The sequence below is a fragment of the Bacillus coreaensis genome (assembly GCF_050586445.1).
Classification (GTDB): domain Bacteria; phylum Bacillota; class Bacilli; order Bacillales; family Cytobacillaceae; genus Robertmurraya_A; species Robertmurraya_A coreaensis.
This window is the reverse complement of the sequence record NZ_JBOCCY010000021.1, coordinates 45,827-66,728: the sequence shown is the minus strand read 5'-3', so window position 1 is coordinate 66,728 and position 20,902 is coordinate 45,827. Positions and strand designations below refer to the sequence as shown.

Annotated in this window: 15 protein-coding genes, 16 tRNA genes and 2 rRNA genes; 30 read left to right on the top strand and 3 right to left on the bottom strand. The window is 39.0% G+C overall.

Annotated elements, in window-relative coordinates; genetic code table 11:
- The 21 genes from ACQ5H4_RS21190 to ACQ5H4_RS21090 all read left to right on the top strand — a co-directional run.
- Positions 1–207 (top strand): 23S ribosomal RNA (locus ACQ5H4_RS21190); the annotation flags it as partial.
- Between the two features lie 239 nt (positions 208–446).
- Positions 447–562: ribosomal RNA gene (gene rrf / locus ACQ5H4_RS21185) — 5S ribosomal RNA — on the top strand.
- 23 nt (positions 563–585) lie between these two features.
- Positions 586–661 (top strand) — tRNA-Asn (locus ACQ5H4_RS21180).
- Positions 662–664: 3 nt separating this feature from the next.
- Positions 665–757 (top strand) — tRNA-Ser (locus ACQ5H4_RS21175).
- Positions 758–770: 13 nt separating this feature from the next.
- Positions 771–845: transfer RNA gene (locus ACQ5H4_RS21170), tRNA-Glu, on the top strand.
- A 62-nt stretch (positions 846–907) separates the two neighbouring features.
- Positions 908–983: transfer RNA gene (locus ACQ5H4_RS21165), tRNA-Val, on the top strand.
- 89 nt (positions 984–1,072) lie between these two features.
- Positions 1,073–1,146, top strand: a tRNA-Met gene (locus ACQ5H4_RS21160).
- 43 nt (positions 1,147–1,189) lie between these two features.
- Positions 1,190–1,265: transfer RNA gene (locus ACQ5H4_RS21155), tRNA-Asp, on the top strand.
- A 133-nt stretch (positions 1,266–1,398) separates the two neighbouring features.
- Positions 1,399–1,474, top strand: a tRNA-Phe gene (locus ACQ5H4_RS21150).
- Positions 1,475–1,520: 46 nt separating this feature from the next.
- Positions 1,521–1,604, top strand: a tRNA-Tyr gene (locus ACQ5H4_RS21145).
- A 4-nt stretch (positions 1,605–1,608) separates the two neighbouring features.
- Positions 1,609–1,682 (top strand) — tRNA-Trp (locus tag ACQ5H4_RS21140).
- A 13-nt stretch (positions 1,683–1,695) separates the two neighbouring features.
- A tRNA-His gene (locus tag ACQ5H4_RS21135) sits at positions 1,696–1,771 on the top strand.
- A 23-nt stretch (positions 1,772–1,794) separates the two neighbouring features.
- Positions 1,795–1,869 (top strand) — tRNA-Gln (locus tag ACQ5H4_RS21130).
- Between the two features lie 3 nt (positions 1,870–1,872).
- Positions 1,873–1,947, top strand: a tRNA-Gly gene (locus ACQ5H4_RS21125).
- Positions 1,948–1,953: 6 nt separating this feature from the next.
- Positions 1,954–2,027, top strand: a tRNA-Cys gene (locus tag ACQ5H4_RS21120).
- 42 nt (positions 2,028–2,069) lie between these two features.
- Positions 2,070–2,158: transfer RNA gene (locus ACQ5H4_RS21115), tRNA-Leu, on the top strand.
- Between the two features lie 70 nt (positions 2,159–2,228).
- Positions 2,229–2,309 (top strand) — tRNA-Leu (locus ACQ5H4_RS21110).
- Positions 2,310–2,471: 162 nt separating this feature from the next.
- A complete protein-coding gene (locus tag ACQ5H4_RS21105; protein ID WP_430776931.1) occupies positions 2,472–3,422 on the top strand; it encodes a tyrosine-type recombinase/integrase in 951 nt (316 codons plus the stop codon).
- 943 nt (positions 3,423–4,365) lie between these two features.
- Positions 4,366–4,782, top strand: coding sequence for a hypothetical protein (locus ACQ5H4_RS21100; RefSeq protein ID WP_430776930.1), 417 nt, complete (start codon positions 4,366–4,368; stop codon positions 4,780–4,782).
- Complete coding sequence (locus ACQ5H4_RS21095; protein ID WP_430776929.1) at positions 4,769–4,951, top strand: hypothetical protein; 183 nt, start codon at positions 4,769–4,771, stop codon at positions 4,949–4,951. Before ACQ5H4_RS21100 ends, ACQ5H4_RS21095 begins: the two co-directional genes overlap by 14 nt.
- Positions 4,952–5,792: 841 nt before the next feature.
- Positions 5,793–6,353 carry a hypothetical protein gene (locus tag ACQ5H4_RS21090; protein WP_430776928.1) on the top strand — a complete coding sequence of 187 codons (561 nt, stop codon included), beginning with the start codon at positions 5,793–5,795 and terminating at the stop codon, positions 6,351–6,353.
- A 469-nt stretch (positions 6,354–6,822) separates the two neighbouring features.
- Here the strand turns inward: ACQ5H4_RS21090 and ACQ5H4_RS21085 are convergent, their stop codons facing one another.
- Positions 6,823–7,638, bottom strand: coding sequence for an IclR family transcriptional regulator (locus tag ACQ5H4_RS21085; protein ID WP_430776927.1), 816 nt, complete (start codon positions 7,636–7,638; stop codon positions 6,823–6,825).
- Between the two features lie 303 nt (positions 7,639–7,941).
- Here ACQ5H4_RS21085 and ACQ5H4_RS21080 point away from each other — a divergent pair, with 303 nt between their 5' ends.
- The 4 genes from ACQ5H4_RS21080 (at position 7,942) to ACQ5H4_RS21065 (ending at position 11,790) form a co-directional block, all read left to right on the top strand.
- Positions 7,942–8,805 carry a 3-hydroxyacyl-CoA dehydrogenase gene (locus ACQ5H4_RS21080; protein ID WP_430776926.1) on the top strand — a complete coding sequence of 288 codons (864 nt, stop codon included), beginning with the start codon at positions 7,942–7,944 and terminating at the stop codon, positions 8,803–8,805.
- Between the two features lie 5 nt (positions 8,806–8,810).
- The gene (locus ACQ5H4_RS21075; protein ID WP_430776925.1) at positions 8,811–9,953 is read left to right on the top strand and encodes an acyl-CoA dehydrogenase family protein; all 1,143 of its coding nucleotides are present in this window, start codon (positions 8,811–8,813) and stop codon (positions 9,951–9,953) included.
- Positions 9,954–10,020: 67 nt separating this feature from the next.
- A complete protein-coding gene (locus ACQ5H4_RS21070) occupies positions 10,021–10,791 on the top strand; it encodes an electron transfer flavoprotein subunit beta/FixA family protein (protein WP_430776924.1) in 771 nt (256 codons plus the stop codon).
- A 27-nt stretch (positions 10,792–10,818) separates the two neighbouring features.
- Positions 10,819–11,790 carry an electron transfer flavoprotein subunit alpha/FixB family protein gene (locus ACQ5H4_RS21065; RefSeq protein ID WP_430776923.1) on the top strand — a complete coding sequence of 324 codons (972 nt, stop codon included), beginning with the start codon at positions 10,819–10,821 and terminating at the stop codon, positions 11,788–11,790.
- Between the two features lie 186 nt (positions 11,791–11,976).
- Here the strand turns inward: ACQ5H4_RS21065 and ACQ5H4_RS21060 are convergent, their stop codons facing one another.
- Positions 11,977–13,941 (bottom strand): sigma-54-dependent Fis family transcriptional regulator, encoded by a 1,965-nt coding sequence (locus tag ACQ5H4_RS21060; RefSeq protein WP_430776922.1) that lies wholly within the window; start codon positions 13,939–13,941, stop codon positions 11,977–11,979.
- Positions 13,942–14,422: 481 nt separating this feature from the next.
- Here ACQ5H4_RS21060 and ACQ5H4_RS21055 point away from each other — a divergent pair, with 481 nt between their 5' ends.
- The 4 genes from ACQ5H4_RS21055 (at position 14,423) to ACQ5H4_RS21040 (ending at position 19,090) form a co-directional block, all read left to right on the top strand.
- A complete protein-coding gene (locus tag ACQ5H4_RS21055; RefSeq protein ID WP_430776921.1) occupies positions 14,423–16,054 on the top strand; it encodes a flavin-containing monooxygenase in 1,632 nt (543 codons plus the stop codon).
- A gap of 134 nt (positions 16,055–16,188) precedes the next feature.
- Positions 16,189–17,619, top strand: coding sequence for an NAD-dependent succinate-semialdehyde dehydrogenase (locus tag ACQ5H4_RS21050; RefSeq protein WP_430776920.1), 1,431 nt, complete (start codon positions 16,189–16,191; stop codon positions 17,617–17,619).
- A gap of 55 nt (positions 17,620–17,674) precedes the next feature.
- Positions 17,675–18,724 carry a 2,3-butanediol dehydrogenase gene (locus ACQ5H4_RS21045; protein WP_430776919.1) on the top strand — a complete coding sequence of 350 codons (1,050 nt, stop codon included), beginning with the start codon at positions 17,675–17,677 and terminating at the stop codon, positions 18,722–18,724.
- Between the two features lie 292 nt (positions 18,725–19,016).
- Positions 19,017–19,090: transfer RNA gene (locus tag ACQ5H4_RS21040), tRNA-Gly, on the top strand.
- Between the two features lie 87 nt (positions 19,091–19,177).
- Here ACQ5H4_RS21040 and ACQ5H4_RS21035 read toward each other — a convergent pair.
- Complete coding sequence (locus ACQ5H4_RS21035) at positions 19,178–19,540, bottom strand: winged helix-turn-helix transcriptional regulator (RefSeq protein ID WP_430776918.1); 363 nt, start codon at positions 19,538–19,540, stop codon at positions 19,178–19,180.
- A gap of 166 nt (positions 19,541–19,706) precedes the next feature.
- Between ACQ5H4_RS21035 and ACQ5H4_RS21030 the strand changes: the two genes are divergently transcribed.
- Complete coding sequence (locus ACQ5H4_RS21030; RefSeq protein ID WP_430776917.1) at positions 19,707–20,897, top strand: MFS transporter; 1,191 nt, start codon at positions 19,707–19,709, stop codon at positions 20,895–20,897.
- The last annotated feature ends 5 nt before the right edge of the window (positions 20,898–20,902 follow it).

Below are 20,902 nucleotides of genomic sequence, written 5' to 3'. Positions count from 1 at the left end.
AGTTGTCTTGCCAAAGGCATCGCTGGGTAGCTATGTGCGGAAGGGATAAGTGCTGAAAGCATCTAAGCATGAAGCCCCCCTCAAGATGAGATTTCCCATAGCGTAAGCTAGTAAGATCCCTGAAAGATGATCAGGTTGATAGGTCAGAGGTGGAAGCGCGGCGACGTGTGGAGCTGACTGATACTAATCGATCGAGGACTTAATCTAAAAAGCGGAAACGGCTTGGTCAGGGACGACAGGCATAAGACGAAGACTGAAAGAGGTCCTGACCTCTGGAAGGCTTTGACTTATGACCCCGAGTCCCTAGCCGTTGGAGCTGGATTCCGCTCGGAGAACTCTCTGTATTTCTTCTTCTTCAAAATATTATCTAGTTTTGAGAGAATGGTTAAAATTTCTCTTGAAAAAATGCGAAAAACTATTATAATAAAATAGTGTCGCATAAATAGTCTGGTGGCGATAGCGAAAAGGTCACACCCGTTCCCATACCGAACACGGAAGTTAAGCTTTTCAGCGCCGATGGTAGTTGAGGGTTTCCCTCTGTGAGAGTAGGACGTCGCCAGGCGGTAACATTTATACTTTAATTATTCCACAGTAGCTCAGTTGGTAGAGCATTCGGCTGTTAACCGAACGGTCGCAGGTTCGAGTCCTGCCTGTGGAGCCATTAGGAGAGCTGTCCGAGTGGCCGAAGGAGCACGATTGGAAATCGTGTAGGCGGGCAAAACCTGTCTCAAGGGTTCAAATCCCTTGCTCTCCGCCATAATTATTATTCTGGCCCCTTGGTCAAGCGGTTAAGACACCGCCCTTTCACGGCGGTAACACGGGTTCGAATCCCGTAGGGGTCACCAAGTTTTTTTACGAAGTAAAAATAACCAAGTTTTTTTACGAAGTGAAAATAACATTCCATTTTGGAGGATTAGCTCAGCTGGGAGAGCACCTGCCTTACAAGCAGGGGGTCGGCGGTTCGATCCCGTCATCCTCCACCAAAACTTTTTTCACGATAGTGAAAAATAGTTATCCTAAATTCACGAAGTGAAAATATCTTTCCTTTTCACAAAGTGAAAATTTATATTGTCGCGGGGTGGAGCAGTCTGGTAGCTCGTCGGGCTCATAACCCGAAGGTCGCAGGTTCAAATCCTGTCCCCGCAATTAATGTAAGTTATTTTTCAAGTTAAAACTTGAAAAAAACTCTGGTCCCGTGGTGTAGCGGTTAACATGCCTGCCTGTCACGCAGGAGATCGCCGGTTCGATCCCGGTCGGGACCGCCATTAATAATTGGTTCAGTAGCTCAGTTTGTAGAGCATGATGAATAAGCTACAAAGAAATAGCATCCAGCGTACCGATTGAAAATCGGGATGAAGGACTAAATAAGATTCTATCTAGAGTAATTATAATAATTATGGCTCAGTAGCTCAGTCGGTAGAGCAAAGGACTGAAAATCCTTGTGTCGGCGGTTCGATTCCGTCCTGAGCCACCACTATTCATGAACAATCTCGTTGTATCTGAATATATTAAATTCATATGGAGGGGTAGCGAAGTGGCTAAACGCGGCGGACTGTAAATCCGCTCCCTTGGGTTCGGCGGTTCGAATCCGTCCCCCTCCACCATTTTAGGGGTATAGTTTAAAGGTAGAACGAAGGTCTCCAAAACCTTTGGTGTGGGTTCGATTCCTACTACCCCTGCCAACTTTTAATTGTGGCGGTTGTGGCGAAGTGGTTAACGCATCGGATTGTGGTTCCGACATTCGTGGGTTCGATTCCCATCAGTCGCCCCATTATATATAATTTTTTTCTTCATTGGGCTATAGCCAAGCGGTAAGGCAACGGACTTTGACTCCGTCATGCGTTGGTTCGAATCCAGCTAGCCCAGCCATTTGCGGAAGTAGTTCAGTGGTAGAATACAACCTTGCCAAGGTTGGGGTCGCGGGTTCGAATCCCGTCTTCCGCTCCAAGATTTGGCGGCATAGCCAAGTGGTAAGGCAGAGGTCTGCAAAACCTTTACCACCGGTTCGAATCCGGTTGCCGCCTCCAATTATTGCATCTATGATTCACTATATAATATAGCTAAGATACGCCGGGGTGGCGGAACTGGCAGACGCACAGGACTTAAAATCCTGCGGTAGGTGACTACCGTACCGGTTCGATTCCGGTCCTCGGCACCAAGGATTTTTACGAAAGTAAAATATCTAATGCTTTTTGCGAAGCGAATAGCGATCTTTACAATTGAATTATGCCGGTGTGGCGGAATTGGCAGACGCGCACGACTCAAAATCGTGTTCCTCTGGAGTGCCGGTTCGACCCCGGCCACCGGTATACAACATTATCAGAAAATCAATAAAGTCAATGCTTTGAGTAAATCAAGGTATTGGCTTTTTTGTGTTTTACCGCACTAAAGCAAAAAGCTAATCGTGTGGACAACAATAAGCGATTGTTAAATGCCTTTAAGACTAATTTATCTTAAAGGAGAGGTTTTAAATGGCAAAAGTAAAGATTATGAAAAGGGCAGAATTAGAAAAAACATTAGCAGAATTATTTGAGGATTTTCAGCTAGGGAATAAGGTGAAGAATTTATCAGAAATGACAATTCGATTTTATGAACAAAATTTAGTACACTTCTTTGGATTTATGAATGAACAGGGTATTGATTATGTTAGGGAGATTGAAAAGAAGTATGTTGATAAGTTTATTATGTGGCTCAAAAAGAAAGGATTAAAACCCACTACCATTAACACATATATGAGAGCAACGAGAGCATTCCTTTACTTTGCTATGAGAGAAAATTATCTAATACAATTCGAGATCCGCCTAATAAAGGCGGATAAAGAACAAAAAGAGCCATATACAGAAGAGGAAATAAAGAAGTTAATCAAAAAGCCCAGTATAAGAGAATGTGGGTATGTAGAACATAGAAATTGGGTATTGGTTAACTATCTATTAGAAACAGGGAACAGGCTTAATACAGTGCTTAATTTAATGGTACAAGATATAGACTTTGATAGTGGAATGGTTATATTAACCACCACAAAAAATAGAAAGGCTCAATACAATCCTATTAGCGAGCACTTGATAAAAATCCTTACAGAATACATTAGAATGTATAGATTGATTAAGGATGATTACTTGTTCATGAACGAATTAGGAGAGCAAATGAGTAGAAATTCAATGCAACATGCAATAGCACGTTATAACAAGAAAAGAGGGGTAGAAAAGACTTCTATACATGCTTTTAGACATACATTTGCAAAGCATTATATAACAAGCGGAGGAGACGCATTCAAGTTACAAAGATTATTAGGACATAGCACATTAGCTGTTACTTTAAACTATGTAAATCTGTATTCAGAGGATTTAAAGGAAGGCTTTGACAAGCATAGTATTTTAGCCAATTACACAGAAAACAAACGTATGAAAAGGGGAAGGAAATAAATCCTTTAGTACGATAAAGAAAAAGGTTCGAAAATGCCATATTATATGTGATAGGGTGCGTATATCAATTTTCGTTCGGAATATGTGTTTTTATTTGAATTACCCCCCACCCCTAATTTAAAACGTTATTCCTCCTAATATTTGATTATGTTCCTCCTCATAATTGGATATTGGAGTTTACATAAATGTGTAAGTGAATATGGTTTGACCTCCATTACATACATTTAGCTTACTCATTATTTGCCCCCCCAAGAGCAACAAATAGGGGGTAAATAAAACGTTATTTACTTATATGTTTTAGAATATCAATGCTTGTATTTCCTTTATATTCCTTGCCCTCGATTTTAATTTGGTGGGATTAGTCATAACTAATATATGTAGACAATCTTTACCAATACATTCTAAACATAATCAAATAATAATATACCGTACATGCCCTCTAGGAGCCTCTAGGGGGCTTTAATTCTTTTGTTATTAAAAGTTAATAGGGGATTATTGGAACGTACGTTCTTATTGTTGATGGGCTTATATGGGGCTTACATAGGGTGTTGTATAAATGTATTCTTATAATCACTGTTATAGGAACAAATGGTAGAGTTGCAAACTTTTTGAGCTGAAATCGTAAATATATATATGTAGTGACACTAGAGTATGACAATAGCATAATCTAGGGCACTTCAAGAAGAATATGTATATGTAACGGGATAAAAACTTCCTCCCAAGAATTTTTCTTCCGTTTCACTTCTAATCCTTTTTTAAAAATTCTTTACTAGTACAAAGTGTTTAACATATGGATAGTATTCTACTATTTTGTACGGAAAAAGAGGGAGGGGGCTTAACTTCCATTGTGCCCTCTTCTAACGTGTAATTAATGAATGTTCATACGTTTATTGTTTAGTCTGGATCGCATGAACAAAAAAACAAATAAGGAGGTATTAAAGATATGGGTATCATCTTTACTAATCTGCAAAAAGAAATAGTTCCCGTAGTAATATACGAGGGTTCCGAGGACTATCAAGGGATAATCATTTGCAAATGTCGTGAAAAATCAATCATTAACAGGAATAACGAACATTTATATTTAGACTTGAAATCCTATGCTAATGAAATAGGAGTAACTGAAAGAGAATTATTAGAACAGATTGATTATGGCATTGGTGTTAAAAGCTATATAGCTTATTACAGAGACGAAAAGTTAAGGGTGGTTAAAGTGTTGGAGGTAAGAGGATTAGACGATTTATATAGGTTATTGAAAGTTACAGGAACTGATTTAAAACTGTTAAAGAAAACTAAAGAAAAAGTAAATGAAATGATTAATAGAATTGAAGAAAAGGAGGAAAAAGAACATGGAGAAAACTAAACAGACTAGCGTACATTTAGAGCCGATACATAGTAAGTATTTAGACTTAATGAGTGTTATTACGGGCATGAACAAGTCGCAACTAATCAGAGATATGATTGACAATGATATGAGCGCCAACAAAGACATTGTTAAGACATATGAAAAAATCTTATTTAAGACATTGTAATAAGTTGTTATCAAACAATTGTAAGAAGGTATTTCAAAGCTGAGGGTTATACCTAAAATAAACCCCAAGGTAAGCTGAGCCGATGCAGAAAATCAGCAGTTACCGATTAGGTAGTATCTTTAGTAAGATGGATTTCTTCTAACTTGCAATATTATCTAAAAGTTTTCGGTGATGTGATGGGTTTAACGCATTCCCATGTAAATAAAATAACGTGCGGGGCGGAGGTTAATAACCACCAATGAAGTGATATCGTCAAGGCTCAAATGAGACGATTCTTATAATAAGTTTTCATTGGTTTTTGAGTAGCTAGGGAGTTCTATACATAAATTCAATAAAATCTTTTCATAATCAAAGTTAATTAGTAAGTCACAAGTAAATAACTTTGATTCAATCTTGATAAATTACATTCAGGGTTCAGGATTGAATAAAAAAGATATTAGTTAAGACATTAACAGGATAATATCTTGATAATGTAAATCAATTACACATATATAGGAATCACTAAAAGTGATTAATCATCTAATTCCCCGACATGAGCAAGAAGTATATTGATTCGGGGAAAAGATGATTATATAAAAGATAATATTAAGAGTATTGAATATGATAAAACATTACATAAGAAATGAGTATATTGCTCCGTTCAAATCAGTAAAATTATTTTTAAGGGCGGGGAAAAGTACAAATTGCGAAAATAGTAAAATAAGAAGTTAATGTTTAGAATACAATCTAAATGTTAGCATAAGGGAAAATATGTTATTGTTTGATTGTGGGAGATTTAGACAATACATAGTTTAATCAGATACAGGAGAAAGGCAATACATAAAAAGGGAGTGGTGAAGGTATGTTAAAGCTGTTTGCTGTATTAATGATGTTTTTATTAGTAATCTCTGGGTGTTCACTTTCAGAGGGGGCAGTAAATGAAGGAGTAAAGGAAAGTAAGCCAGCAGGAGAAAGTGTAAAAAAAGAAGTAGAAGATAATGAACAAGATAAAAAAGATGAAGCAACAAAAGTAATGGAAGAAGAGACAAAGAGATTAGACCTAAAAACTAAGGAACTAAATTTAGCTACTGACATAATGAAGGAAGCAGAGGTACTTAGTTCAAGTATGTTACAAGCTATGTCAGGGGGACTTTCATTAGAAGATAATGTAGTTGTATCAATTGCTAATAATTCTTTAGTAAAGCTAGATAGTGCTATTTCTGAACTTAACAGTTTAGAAGTATATCCAGAAGATGAGGCAAGCCGTAATAGGCTTTTAGAAGCAATTAATAATCTTGAGTTATTTATGGATACTGTAAGACAATCTAATGAATCTGGAAGTTATGAAACTTTACTTAATGGCTTTGATTTCTATGACCAATATGTAGTTGCATTAAATAATTGGGATGCACAAAGAGATTAATTAATGTAATTGAATCTGAGTAAGGGTGTATATTGTACGGGAGGAAATAGAAAAGAGAATTGACTTTTGTTGCTAATGGAAATTATGATAGTTTTAGAAGGTATTTAATTAATCGTGTGGAGAAAATTAGGACAAGCATTGATTAGTTTTCTTGCTAATGTTGATATATCAAGGAATCTGCGGAATTGGCAGACGCGCACGACTCAAAATCGTGTTCCTCTGTAGTGCCGGTTCGACCCCGGCCACCGGTATACCGACGTAAAATTAATTTCATTTTTTAAAAAATAAAGCCCACAAACTTTGATATATCAAGGTTTGTGGGCTTTATTTTTTGATTCTAGATTTAGTCCCCTCTACTAACGATGGGGACTAGATCCATGGTCCATTCTTTTCTTTGTTCCTGAGTTGACCAGCATGGTTTTTTCTCTATCTCTATCAGAGTAAATGAAAGGTTTTCATTATGGGAGGATCAAAGTTCCTTGTACACAGAGGGTCTTCCCCCTATATCCTCCATGATATTCTTTGCTGCTTCCTTCAACTTTTCCCCACAGAGGTTTACGTAGTCTTCGGTTACTCCGGAAGCGAATCCAATGCAGGCAATGACCAAACTAATTTGCTCGTTTGAGTTAAAAATAGGTGCAGCAATCCCAAATACACCCGGTGTATGTTCTTCATAGCTCACAGCATAGCCTTTCTGGCGTACCTCCACTAGGCTTTTGTTGAATGCCTCATAGTTGGTAATGGACTTATCCGTAAATTGCTTGAAGTTCACTTTCCTAAGAATGTCTGCTCTTTGTTTTTCCTCCATGAATGCGAGGTAGCATTTTCCGAATGATGCACTTGTCACAGGAAAATGCTGTCCTAATTTAACAGTCACTTGAACAGGGCTGTCAGGTGAGTCGGGCTCTTCTTTTGCCACATATACTAAGCGATCATTGGGGACAGGTTCTAGTAAAACACTCGTTAATTGCGTTTGTTCGGACAGCCATTTAAGATGCGGCTTGGCAAGCTGAAGATAATCAACAAACTCTGCGGCGCGTTCACCAAGGATAATCAAGTAGGAGCCTAGTTTATACTGTTTTGAGTCTTCGTCATATGATACGAATCGGTATTGATTCAACACCTTTAGGATTCTATGTGAGGTGCTTTTATTGATTGATAGATTTTTTGCGATCTGTGTTAAAGAACGTTCTTTATTATTGAAGCGACTTAAATAGCTAAGTATTTTAATAGCGGACTCAAGTGCAGGGACTTCTGACTTTTCTTTCCCATTGTTTTTTTCCATATTTAATCTCCTATTCACTCTCTTTGAAAACCAATGATTACGGTGAAAAGGATAAAATATAAAACTGTGTTTGTCAAATCAAATTGAAAATATAGAATTGGTTGAGAGTACATGTAAATGTGTTATTAGTGGCTTAATATTCAAAATATTCGGTTGACTGTTATATTGAAGTGATGATAAAATTGTTCCATACACGATATATAGTTTCGTATACGGAACGAGTAAACACAAAAGATTAACGGTTTTGTCTTTTTCAATAGGATAAGAAAATATCAAAAATCTGAAGGAAAGGGTGTTGTATAAATGGTTACTTCAATAGCCGTAGTTGGGGGAGGGACGATGGGGCGGGGGATTGCTTACACGGCCGCATTATCTGGATTTGTCGTGACATTATGCGACATCTCAGATGATGCTATCCATCGAGCGAGTCAATTTATTGAAGATCTATTAGAGAAAGGCAATGAAAAGGGGTTTTTAAGTAACGAACAGAAGGAAAGTGCAAGTTACAAGCTTTCTTATACGACAAGTTTGCCAGAAGCTGTTGCCCAAGTGGATTTAGTCATCGAAGCTGCTTTGGAGATTATGGAAGTAAAAATAGATATTTTTAAACAGCTAGATGAATATGCCCCCGCTCATGCCATTCTAGCAACCAATACATCTACGATGAGCCCAACTGAAATTGCTGCATCTACAAAGAGACCGGAACAATGTGTGGCTATGCATTTCTTTAATCCGGTCCATCGGATGAAGTTAATTGAAATTGTAAGAGGATTGGATACCTCTGATAAAACTGTCGAAGTGGTTAAACAAGTGGCAGAGAAACTGGGAAAAGAGAATGTAGAAGTGAATGAGTTCCCAGGTTTTATTACAAGCCGTATGAATTGTCTCATTGGGAATGAAGCGATGAACATGCTCATGGAAGGAGTAGCTTCTGCTGAGGATATTGATAAAGCACTAAAATTAGGTCTCAATCACCCCATGGGACCACTAGAACTAGCCGATTTAGTTGGCTTGGATAGTCGTTTAAGAAACATGGAATATTTGTACCAAACATTAGGAGAAAAATACCGTCCATCCCCGATCTTAACGAAGTATGTGAAGTCCGGTAGATTAGGTAGAAAATCAGGTCGTGGATTTTATGATTATCAGGAGAAAAAGGAGAAGTGAACTCTATGAACTTTGAATTATCTGAAGATATAAAATTTTTAAAACAAAATATTAGAGATTTCATTGATAATGAAGTGGATCCATTTGCTCAAGAGATTGAAGAAAAGGATGAAATACCTCAAAGAATCATGGATATGTCAAAAGAAATGGGCTTGTTCGGACTGAGCATTTCTGAAGAATTTGGTGGCACCGGGATCGATATGGTAGGAAAGTGTGCGATATATGAGGAATTAGGCAGAACACATAATGGATATACGACGGTTATCGGGGCCCATACGGGGATTGGCTCTGTGGGGATTGTTGAGATGGGGAATGAGGAACAGAAGAAAAGATATCTACCGAAAATGGCGAGCGGGGAATGGATTGGAGCATTTGCTCTGACAGAACCTAGTGCGGGATCACATGCTACGAATCTAAAGACTAGCGCGGTAAAAAAGGGAGATAAATATATTCTAAATGGAAGTAAACATTATATCACCAATGCTCCAATTGCAAATGTATTTACGGTCATGGCTGTAACGGATCCATCTAGAGGTCCAAAAGGAATCACTTCGTTTATTGTAGAAAAAGACTTCAAAGGATTCTCGTTAGGAAAGAATGAAAAGAAAATGGGGCTCCATGGTTCCCACTCTGCGGAAATTTTCTTTGAAGATTGTGAAGTGCCAGAAGAAAATGTGTTAGGAGAATTGGGTCAAGGATATGTGAATGCCTTAAAAATCCTTGCAAATGGGCGTGCAGGGCTAGCTGCTCGTAACCTTGGTTCCTGTGAGAAGTTACTAGAGATGTCCATTGAATATGCGCATAATCGGATTCAGTTCGGTAAGCCCATTTTTGAGCAGCAAATTATTCAACATTATTTAGCAGAAATGGCTGTTGAAATTGAAGCATTAAGAAGCTTGACGTATCGAGTTGCTTGGATGGTCGATCAAGGGATGAAAGTCATTAAAGAAGCGGCCATGGTGAAGCTACTCGGTTCAGAGGTGTATAACCGTGTAGCCGATAAAGCTGTTCAAATACACGGAGGGATTGGTTACATCGCAGAATATCCCATTGAACGATTCTATCGTGATGCCCGGATAACGAAAATATACGAAGGAACCTCTGAAATTCAGAAGAATATTATTGCCGCCCAATTAAAAATAAAATAAATCTCTATCAATTAATAAGACGCCTTGATCAATACAATGATTATGAAATCTAGGAGGATCATAGGAAATGAATATATTAGTCTTGGTAAAGCAAACTTTTGATGCAGAAGAAAAAATCGTTATTGAAAACGGCATGATTAAAGAAGATGGGGCTGAATTTATTCTTAACCCTTACGATGAGTATGCCGTAGAAGAAGCTATAAAATTGAAAGAGGAGTATGGTGCCGAGGTGACAATACTAACGGTAGGTCCGGAACGGTCGGAAAGTGTCTTGCGAACCACGTTGGCTATGGGTGCCGATAAAGGAATCATATTGGAATTAGAAGAGGAAGATAAAGAAGTCGACGAATATACGTTAAGTAAGTACATTGTGGCTGCCATTGAAGGTCAGTCATACGACTTAATCCTTGGTGGCAATATGGCGGTGGATACGGGAGCTGGTCAAGTGGCCATTCGGATGGCAGAGGAATTGGGAATTCCACATGTATCTACCATTACCTCACTTACCCTCGAAGGGAGCAAGGCGACCGTTAACCGGGATGTAGAAGGAGATGTAGAGGTCGTCAAAGTGAATCTCCCTTTTTTAGCTACTACACAACAGGGATTAAATGAACCACGTTATCCTTCTCTACCAGGTATTATGAAAGCGAAGAAAAAGACACTTACCCGATTATCGGTAGAAGATTTAGAGTTAGCAGACGATGTAACCAATCGAACATCTGTTCAAGTACATTATCTACCAGAGAAAAAGAAGGCAGGACAATTGGTACAGGGAGAAGTTCATGAACAGGTTCAAGAATTGGTTCAATTACTTCGTAGTGAATCAAAAGTTATTTAGTTAGATAATGGGGGAGGAAAAGGAGCTGTGAGTAAAAAGGTACTTGTTTTTACAGAAATAAAGGATGGAAAGTTACGTAATGTTAGTTTAGAAGCAATAACGGTCGGAAAGCAACTAGCCGAAGGGGGAGAAGTGATGGTAGCTCTCTTCGGCACGGAGGTTTCCTCTTATGTTGGTGAAGTCAGTCAATATGGGGCTAGTAAATTGTACTTGGTTGAAGATGAGGTATTAAATACCTATACCACCGATGCATATACGCAAGCTTTCTGTCAATTGATTGAAGAAGTTCAGGCAGATGTAATCTTATTGGGGCATACAGCCGTGGGTAAAGATGTCGCACCAAGAGTGGCTGCTAGATTAGGATTGGGACTTGTGTCTGATTGCACAGGGGTAGAAATCGATAATGGAAAGATCGTTTTCACCCGTCCAATTTACACAGGGAAAGCCTTTCAAAAGAAGGTATTTAATGAAGGGAAAATCTTTGCGACTCTCCGTCCAAATAACTTTACTATCCAGAAGAACCCGTTGAACGCAGAAGTCGTTGTGTTTGAGCCGATCATCAAAGACATTCGTACGATTGTGAAAGAAATTATCCGTAATTCAACAAGTGGTGTGGATCTAAGTGAAGCAAAAGTAATTGTTTCTGGTGGGCGTGGGGTAAAAAGTAAGGAAGGATTTAAAATACTTCAAGAATTAGCGGATGTACTAGGAGGGGCGGTAGGGGCCTCTCGTGGGGCATGTGATGCAGATTACTGTGAATATGCAATGCAAATTGGGCAAACAGGAAAAGTAGTGACTCCTGATTTGTATATTGCATGTGGAATCTCTGGAGCCATTCAGCATGTGGCCGGGATGTCGAACTCAAAAGTCATTGTCGCCATCAATAAGGATCCTGAAGCTCCGATTTTCCAGGTAGCTGATTATGGAATTGTAGGAGATTTATTTGAAGTCGTTCCACTTTTAACAGAGGAATTCAAAAAGGCACTTGTCTCGGCTTAATCTTTTCTTTTAAGAAGTCTTCCTTTTCGAAAGGGAGACTTTTTTTTCTTTATGCTAAAATTGAAAACTATGAGAAAGCGACGATGGCCGCAATAAATGGTATGCTTTAAGTTATGGGGAAATAAACGAGTAAAGAAAAGGGAAGCTGTGGTGGTTCCACATGGTTCCCTTTTTGTATCGGGTTCATCATTTTAACGTCTTAATGTCATGTCCCATCTTTTTTAATTTTCTATATAGTGTACTTCGACTCAAGTTTAGTTCTCTAGCGGCTTTGGAAACATTCATTTGGTGTTTCTTTAATGTTGAGGTGATCCATTCTAATTCAGCTTGATTCACAGGATTAGCCCTTTTTGTATCAACAATGTATGATGTTTGTTTAGTTACATGCTTTGGAAGGTTCTCAGGAATGATGATTCCATTCGTTGAAAAGTTGACAGCATACTCAATAACATTCTCTAATTCTCGAATGTTTCCAGGCCAAGAATAACGTTGCAAATACTCCATTGTTTCGCTTGTCACATGGTAAGACCCTTGAAGTTTCCTGCTTGTCAGCTTCTGTACAAAATGTTCCACTAATAACGGAAGGTCTTCTAACCGATGACGCAAGGGAGGCAACTCAAGATTGATCACATTTAAACGATAAAATAAATCTTTGCGAAAATTACCGTTGAGCATTTCTTCCTCTAGGTTTTTGTTAGTGGCAGCTATTACTCGCACATCAATCGGGATACGAGTATGATTACCTATTCGAATGACTTCTTGTTCCTGAATGACACGAAGCAGATGAACTTGTGCCTCTAGCGGCATATCCCCTAATTCATCAAGGAATAGAGTTCCTCTGTTTGCTAGCTCAAATTTCCCAACGCTTCCCTTTGGATTGGCCCCTGTAAATGCCCCGGCAACATACCCGAATAGCTCACTTGGTAGTAATTCCTTTGGTATGGCAGCACAATTAATCGCTATAAAAGGGTGGTTGGCTCGATTACTCGCTTCATGGATGGCGTTAGCCACTAATTCTTTTCCCGTGCCACTCTCCCCAGTAATCATAATATTCGAATCACTAGAGGCAGAAATCTGAACAATCCGCTTGATTTCTTTTATGGCTATTGATTGACCGATTAAACTTTGAATAGAGTATTTGGCATGGTGATTATGAGATTTTGTGAAGACGTTTTGTTTCTCTTTTCTATCCAAGACAGTGATAAACCCTATAAATCGATTATTCCAATAGATCTTCTTGAACAAAAAATGAAAGTTACGTCCACACAAGGTGGTTTCTATTTCCCCTTCTTTATTGTCCACAAACTCTTTCTTGTTAACGGTCGTATACAAGAAAGATTGAAGCTCATCAAGAGAATCTCTGCTATTAGTCTTAATGATTGCACCCTTTGTGTTGCACAAAAAAACCGTTTGTTTCTTCCATTTATTTATCCATTCAATATATTGATCATGCATCATCACTTGGGCTTGATAATAATGGTGAAATAACGTTCTTTCAATTTGATTAGCAATTTGTATTGTCTTCATCATGCTTAGGGGGTGAAAGGTATCTGATGTCGTTGAAAGGTTAATAGCTCCTAATAATTCGTGTGTAAGCGGATTCAAAATAGGGGCTGATGAACAGACCCAATCATGACAGCTAAAAGAGAAATGTTCAGATGAAAATATTTGAACCGGTTGTTGCAAATAAAGAGATGCTCCTATCCCATTCGTTCCCGCCCAACGTTCAGACCAATTGGATCCAATATTGGCATTCACTGAGTTTCCGAGTTTAGTAGAAACAAAGTTATTTCCAAAACTATCTAAGATGATGCCATCATGGTTAGAAAATAGAATGACATGATTACTGTAGGAGAGATCCTGTTCGGCCTGTTTGAGAATAGGCTTTGCTAAATGAAATAATTCGTTTTCCGTTCTTAGTTCTTTCAGTTTCTCATCCGTAACGTTTTTTATGGAGCCCTGAATCATTGGATTTAATTCTTCATACTCTTTGCATCGATTCCAAGATTGAAAGATGACATCTCTCACCTCAGGTAGGGTAGAAGATTGGTTTGAAAAAAACTCTTCCCATTTTTCGAAATGATTTTTTCTCAGGAGGATCAGGTCATCTTTAGATAAGGAAGGATATGTGGAAAGAGGAAGCAGGGACATAGATTAGTCACCTCAATTTAATTCGGAATATTTAAAATTTACAGATATATGTTATTATACACAATCATTGACTGGATTCAAAATGAAAAGCCTCTGAAAAATGAGCGTATTCGAATCGTTTTGTATCCGCACTGCCAAAATATTTTTTTGAGTATCCTGACTGTTGCAAAAATGAGACAAAGTGTAGCATATATCGGAATTACTGAAAATACAAGTCGCAAAGAGAATTTGTCTAGGGATCTGTTGCAATTATGCGACACTATAAAAATAGGTAGAGCGATAAGATGCTGTTTTCAAGTTGGCACAACTCTTGCATGTATATAAATACATCACCAATAAAATGAAACCGTATTCATAGGGGATTGGAAGGGATTAATAAATTTAGAGTTTCTGAGAGTGAGAAATCAAACTCTTCTGAATCATTCAGTTTCATTTTATCAAGTGAAGCTCATCTATCAAGCTTTTAAGGGGGAAACATTTTATGGAGCAAAACAAAGGGAGAAATGTTGAAAGAAAGTATGTTGATGCGGTTGTAATTGGAGCTGGGTTCGGGGGTCTATACATGGTTCATAAGCTCCGTAACGAGCAAGGATTAACGGTTCAAGGGTACGACAAAGGATCAGATGTAGGTGGTACTTGGTACTGGAATCGCTATCCAGGTGCACTTTCTGATACAGAGAGCTACCTGTACCGTTATTCTTTTGATAAAGAACTACTTCAGGAATGGAGCTGGAAAGAGTCGTATTTAACGCAACCTGAAATTTTAGACTATTTAGGGCACGTAGCTGACCGTTACGATCTGCGTCGTAGCTTTCAATTCGATACCAAAGTTAATTCCACACACTTTGATGAAGTGAATAATTTGTGGGAAGTAAAGACTGATAAAGGTGATGTAGTTACGGCAAAGTATCTTATTACAGGTCTTGGATTACTTTCCGCTACGAATATACCAAACTTTAAAGGAAGAGAAACCTTTACTGGGGAACAATATCACACCGCTGCATGGCCGAAGTCTGGTGTTGATCTGAAAGGAAAACGAGTAGGTGTGATAGGTACAGGTTCGACCGGAGTACAAGTTATTACGGCTATTGCACCAGAAGTCGGGCATTTAACCGTCTTCCAACGGACACCTCAGTATAGTGTCCCATCTGGTAAAAGACCTCAATCAGAGGAAGAAATCAATGAAATCAAGGCAAACTTCGCAAAAATTTGGGAACAAGCTAAAAATTCATCAGTTGCTTACGGGGTAGATGAAAGTAATGTTCCTGCGAACTCCGTATCAATTGAGGAACAGAATCGGATATTTCAAAAAGCTTGGGATAAGGGAAATGGCTTCCGCTTCATGTTTGAAACATTTGGTGATATTGGGACAAATATAGAGGCGAATGAGGCTGCTGCTAGCTTTATTCGAAAGAAAATTAGCGAAATTGTTAAGGATTCAAAAACCGCTCGCAAGTTAACACCAACTGATCTGTATGCAAGACGTCCATTATGTGATAGCGGTTATTATCAAACATATAATCGTGACAATGTTTCGTTGGTAGATGTCAAAGAAAATCCAATTGTTGAAATTACACCTAAGGGTATTCGCACGACAGAAGGAGAATACGAGCTAGATGTCATCATCTATGCTACAGGATTTGATGCAGTTGATGGAAACTATACGAAGATCGACATGCGTGGACGTGGTGGCGTCTCTATGCGTGAGAAATGGCTTGATGGACCAACAGGATATCTTGGTATGTCAAACACAGATTTCCCTAACCTATTCATGATTTTAGGTCCTAATGGTCCGTTCTCTAATTTACCACCTGCAATTGAAACACAAGTTGAATGGATTGCCGAAACAGTTAAACACATGGTTGAAAACAACATTGAAACGATCGAACCTACGCAAGTAGCGGAAGAAGATTGGGTGGAAACTTGCCGGAACATCGCAAATCAGACATTGTTTGCGAAGACCGAATCATGGATTTTTGGGGCAAACATTCCTGGTAAGAAACATGCCGTGATGTTTTACATGGGTGGTTTGAATGCATACAGAAATCTTTTGGGCGAGATTGGATACAGTGGCTTTGTATTCGACCGTGCGAAAATGTCTAGTTTGAAATAATTAAGGCAACCTTTGAGTCGGGGAGAGTGATCTTCCCGACCATTAATAAAACATCGCTCGTTGCTAAACATGGTTTACGTTATGTATTGGTGAAACGAAGGAAGATAGATTACAGCTAAATATATAGGGGGATTATGGTGTACATCAATGGTTCATTTATTGAGACGGATGAGGTTTTAGAAATTAGGAATCCTGCAAACGGTCAACTGGTTGACAAGGTATATTTAGTCGGAAAAGAGGAGACACAACAGGCGATCCAGGCGGCAAAAGAAGCATTCCCTTCATGGTCCAGCTTAACGGGCGAAGAACGTGGAGAGTATTTGCACCGTGTGGTTGAGTTGTTGACAGAAAAGAAGGAGCATTTTGCTCGTACGATTACCCAAGAGATGGGTAAGACTATTCACAACGCTCGGTATGAGGTAGGAAGCACCATTGCATATTTTAAATGGTATGCAGAAGAAGCACGTCGAGTTTATGGAGAGATTATTCCAGCTTCTTCTCCAAACAAGCGGATTTCTGTATTAAAACAGCCTATTGGGGTTGTTGCAGCGATAACGCCATGGAATTTCCCCTTATCGATGGGGGCTAGAAAGTTAGGTCCTGCGTTAGCAGTTGGTTGTACGGTTGTGTTACGGCCTTCTCGTGAGGCTCCATTATCTTCATTGGAATTAATTAAAGTTATCGATGAAGCAGGTCTTCCGCCGGGTGTTGTTAATCTAGTAATGGGAAGTGCCTCTGACATTGTCGGTGAGGTAATGGCAAGCGAAGATGTTCGTAAAGTTTCTTTTACTGGATCGACTGAAGTAGGAAAAGCACTGATCCGACAATCGGCTGATACGGTAAAACGGATTTCTATGGAACTTGGAGGCCATGCACCGTTTATCGTATTTGAAGATGCTGATATTGATTTAGCAATTGCTGGTACGATGAGCAGTAAATTCGCATCATCAGGACAACAATGTGTGTGTGCAAACCGAGTGTATGTCCATAACTCAATCTATGATCAATTTGCGCAGCGTTTTGCGGATCAAGTGGCGTCAATGGTTATTGGAAATGGCTTGGATGAAGAGACACAAATGGGTCCAATGGTTAGCAAAGATGCGGTGGAAAAAGCGCATGAGCATGTGGTCGATGCTGTAACGAAAGGGGCTACTGTCCTTTGCGGAGGGAAGGTGCTGGTTGAAGCCCCTTACCAAAATGGTTATTTTTATTCACCAACCGTCCTCACAAATGTGAATCAAGAAATGAAGATTACGTATGAAGAAACATTTGGCCCGGTAGCACCAATCATTCGTTTCACAGATGAAAATGAGGTCATTGAAAAAGCAAACCGTACCATTTATGGGTTAGCATCCTATGTGTACACGAATGATCTTTCAAGAGCACATCGCGTATCTGAAAAGCTAGAATACGGCATGGTAGGCGTAAATGATCCTGCTCCGTTTGCCGTCCAGGCACCATTTGGTGGAGTAAAACAAAGTGGTCTTGGAAGAGAAGGTGGTCACTATGGTTTAGAAGATTATCTTGAAACGAAGTTGGTTTCTTTTGCGATTAAAAGCCAATAGTAAGATACGATCTTAAAAATATATGTATCTACAAATCTTTAAGGGGATGATAATGATGAAAGCAGCAGTATGGTATGGGAAAAATGATGTTCGTGTGGAAGCGAGAGCATTAAAACAACTTGGGGACGATGAATTAAAGATTAAAGTCGCTTGGGCAGGGATTTGTGGAAGTGACCTACATGAATATCATGAGGGTCCCGTCTTCATCCCGGTGAACAGTCCAGACCCTGTTACAGGTTGTCAAGCCCCCCTCACCCTAGGACATGAGTTCGCTGGTGTCGTGGAAGAGGTTGGTTCGAGTGTGACGAAATTCAAAGTAGGGGATCGTATCTCCATTTATCCAATGATTACAAAGGAACAAAGAAGCTCCAAGGAAGATGTCTTTGATGGATTTGGTACATTTGGGTTACACGTGGATGGTGGCTTTGCCGAATATGCTGTGATTCCAGAAAAATATGCCTACATCTTGCCGGACTCAATGTCCCTTGAAGAAGGTGCTTTAGTCGAACCAACGGCTGTGGCTGTGCAAGCAGTAAAGGAAGCCAATTTGTTGATTGGTGATTCTGTTGCTGTTTTTGGCTCAGGGCCAATCGGTTTATTGACGATAATGGCAGCCAAAACTGCAGGAGCTACAAATATTATTGCCATTGATGTGTCTGAGACGAGACTCGAAAAGGCTATACAGGCAGGAGCTACCCATATTATCCATGCGGGACAAAAAGATGTAATAAAGGAAATCAGAAAAGTTTGTCCTGATGGAGCCGATATCACTTTTGAGGTGGCTGGAGTTGATGCTACTTTCAAACAAGCCATTCAAGCTACAAAAATTAGAGGGTTAGTAATGGTCGTATCGATCTTTTCTTCGAGCATTAATTGGAACCCGTTTGAACTCACAACGAGTGGAGTCAAAATTTGCGCAACTCTTGCTTATGAGCGGATCACCTTCCAACAAACGATTGAATTAATTGCAAGCGGGCAGTTACCAGCAAAACAGATTATTACCGATCGAATTGAATTAGAAAATATAGTAGAAAATGGTTTTGAAACGCTTATACATGACAAATCACAAGCGAAAATACTTGTTCGTTTAAGTGGAGATAACTAATACATTGTATTAAGTTTCAATGATGGAACAGGGTATTTTTCAGAGGAGTACAAGTTAAAATAAGAAGCATATTGGAAAGTTGAGAAACAGCTCCTTTTAATAGACTAATAAAGGGGGAGGGATGCTAGAAAGGTAGGTGCATTCCTCGTTCCTTTTTGAGGAGTTTGATATGTACGAATCAAATAAGAAAAAATATGCTTCGGCCTTACATGAAAAAAAGTTCGACAAAATACTTGATTTTTTTTAGGAATCTTTGTATTATATAAAAGTACCAAATATGAATCACATATTTGCGGGTGTAGTTTAATGGTAAAACCTCAGCCTTCCAAGCTGATGTCGTGAGTTCGATTCTCATCACCCGCTCCATACATATAAGCAACGCAGTATGCCGTTTATAAAAACGATGTACTGCGTTTTTTAATACCCTCATATTAACGAGGGTATTTGTTGCTATTATTGATTTAAAATACTTTCCTCTAAAACATCATTTTTATCTCCATACACTTTTGTAATATGAGATTCTCCCCATGCACATAGCGAATCCAAAATTGATTGTAGACTTTTACCATACTCACTGAGTTCATATTCTACTTTAGGAGGAACCTGATTATAACTAATACGGTTGATCACTCCGTCGTCCTCTAACTCTCGTAATTGCTGTGTTAACATTTTTTGAGTTATATTTGGCATTAATTTCTTCAACTCACTAGTTCGCTTTTTTCCATGTGTAAGATGGCATAAAATGACACACTTCCATTTGCCCCCGATCACCTCTAATGTTGCTTCCACAGCAATGTTGTACTTCTTTTTCTCCATTTTCATACCCCTTTCCATAGGTACTAAAAAGTACCTACCTTACTAATAGGTACCTATATCACTTTAAAGTGCGTTCTTCCCAATTAGAACTCTATGAATCATAATAGCATTTGTTGATGAAATACACCAAGGAATCATTCAACGGAAATAAATAGGAGGAAATGAAATGAATATAGATAGAAAGAGAAGTACATTTGCTTTATTAGCATTAGCAATTAGTGCTTTTGCGATTGGGACAACCGAATTTATTAGTGTTGGGTTGCTTCCTCTTATAGCAAAGGATTTGCAAATATCTGTTACAATGGCTGGCCTAACGGTCTCTTTATATGCACTAGGAGTCACAGTAGGTGCCCCGATTTTAACCTCGATTACTTCGAGTATGTCGAAAAAGAAGCTACTGCTTTGGATTATGCTGGTTTTTATAATCGGGAATAGTCTAGCAGCTTCAGCAACCTCAATAGGTGTTTTACTTGCAGCAAGAGTATTATCAGCATTTTCCCATGGTGTATTTATGTCAATTGGCTCAACAATTGCAGCAAGCTTAGTTCCAGAAAACCGTCGTGCTAGTGCCATTTCTATTATGTTTACAGGGCTGACGGTTGCAACGATTACCGGAGTTCCAATAGGTACCTTTATCGGTCAACAGGTCGGGTGGCGATCAGCATTTGTTGCTATTGTTATTGTCGGAATAATAGCCTTGATTGCAAATAGCATTCTTGTTCCGGGTGAACTACCTAGAGGGAATAAAACAACATTCCGTGAACAGTTGAACTTAGTTAAAAATGGACGTTTGTTACTAATGTTCATTATCACGGCATTAGGATACGGAGGGACATTCGTAGTCTTTACGTATTTAACTCCCTTGCTTCAAAGCATTACAGGTATTAAAGAGGAATTAGTGGCTGTCGTTTTACTTGTATATGGGATTGCCATTGCACTTGGAAATGTCATAGGTGGTCGCCTAGCAAATCATAAGCCGCTCAAGTCCTTATTTTATATGTTTCTCATTCAGGCAGTGATTCTTCTCATATTAAGCTTTACTGCTCCGTTCAAAGTGGTTGGAATACTCACGATTATATTCATGGGGATCTTTGCTTTTATGAACGTTCCAGGCCTTCAAGTATATGTAGTTATGCTTGCAGAACGCTTCGTTCCTGGGGCAGTAGATGTGGCATCAGCGATAAACATAGCTGCTTTTAATGCAGGGATAGCCGTTGGTTCTTATGTTGGCGGGATAATAACCGATCAGATGGGATTGATCCATACGGCATGGATTGGTTCGTTAATGGTATTTGGTGCTGTCATTTTAACAGGCGTAAGTCTAATACTTGAAAAAAAAGATCTAATGGAGGGCTAATAGAT

What these genes read in the sequence shown, in the direction of transcription:
- ACQ5H4_RS21105 (WP_430776931.1), top strand. Translation starts at nt 2,472, where the DNA reads ATGGCAAAAGTAAAGATTATGAAAAGGGCAGAATTAGAAAAAACATTA.
- ACQ5H4_RS21100 (WP_430776930.1), top strand. Translation starts at nt 4,366, where the DNA reads ATGGGTATCATCTTTACTAATCTGCAAAAAGAAATAGTTCCCGTAGTA.
- ACQ5H4_RS21095 (WP_430776929.1), top strand. Translation starts at nt 4,769, where the DNA reads ATGGAGAAAACTAAACAGACTAGCGTACATTTAGAGCCGATACATAGT.
- ACQ5H4_RS21090 (WP_430776928.1), top strand. Translation starts at nt 5,793, where the DNA reads ATGTTAAAGCTGTTTGCTGTATTAATGATGTTTTTATTAGTAATCTCT.
- ACQ5H4_RS21085 (WP_430776927.1), bottom strand. Translation starts at nt 7,638, where the DNA reads ATGGAAAAAAACAATGGGAAAGAAAAGTCAGAAGTCCCTGCACTTGAG.
- ACQ5H4_RS21080 (WP_430776926.1), top strand. Translation starts at nt 7,942, where the DNA reads ATGGTTACTTCAATAGCCGTAGTTGGGGGAGGGACGATGGGGCGGGGG.
- ACQ5H4_RS21075 (WP_430776925.1), top strand. Translation starts at nt 8,811, where the DNA reads ATGAACTTTGAATTATCTGAAGATATAAAATTTTTAAAACAAAATATT.
- ACQ5H4_RS21070 (WP_430776924.1), top strand. Translation starts at nt 10,021, where the DNA reads ATGAATATATTAGTCTTGGTAAAGCAAACTTTTGATGCAGAAGAAAAA.
- ACQ5H4_RS21060 (WP_430776922.1), bottom strand. Translation starts at nt 13,941, where the DNA reads ATGTCCCTGCTTCCTCTTTCCACATATCCTTCCTTATCTAAAGATGAC.
- ACQ5H4_RS21055 (WP_430776921.1), top strand. Translation starts at nt 14,423, where the DNA reads ATGGAGCAAAACAAAGGGAGAAATGTTGAAAGAAAGTATGTTGATGCG.
- ACQ5H4_RS21050 (WP_430776920.1), top strand. Translation starts at nt 16,189, where the DNA reads ATGGTGTACATCAATGGTTCATTTATTGAGACGGATGAGGTTTTAGAA.
- ACQ5H4_RS21045 (WP_430776919.1), top strand. Translation starts at nt 17,675, where the DNA reads ATGAAAGCAGCAGTATGGTATGGGAAAAATGATGTTCGTGTGGAAGCG.
- ACQ5H4_RS21035 (WP_430776918.1), bottom strand. Translation starts at nt 19,540, where the DNA reads ATGGAGAAAAAGAAGTACAACATTGCTGTGGAAGCAACATTAGAGGTG.
- ACQ5H4_RS21030 (WP_430776917.1), top strand. Translation starts at nt 19,707, where the DNA reads ATGAATATAGATAGAAAGAGAAGTACATTTGCTTTATTAGCATTAGCA.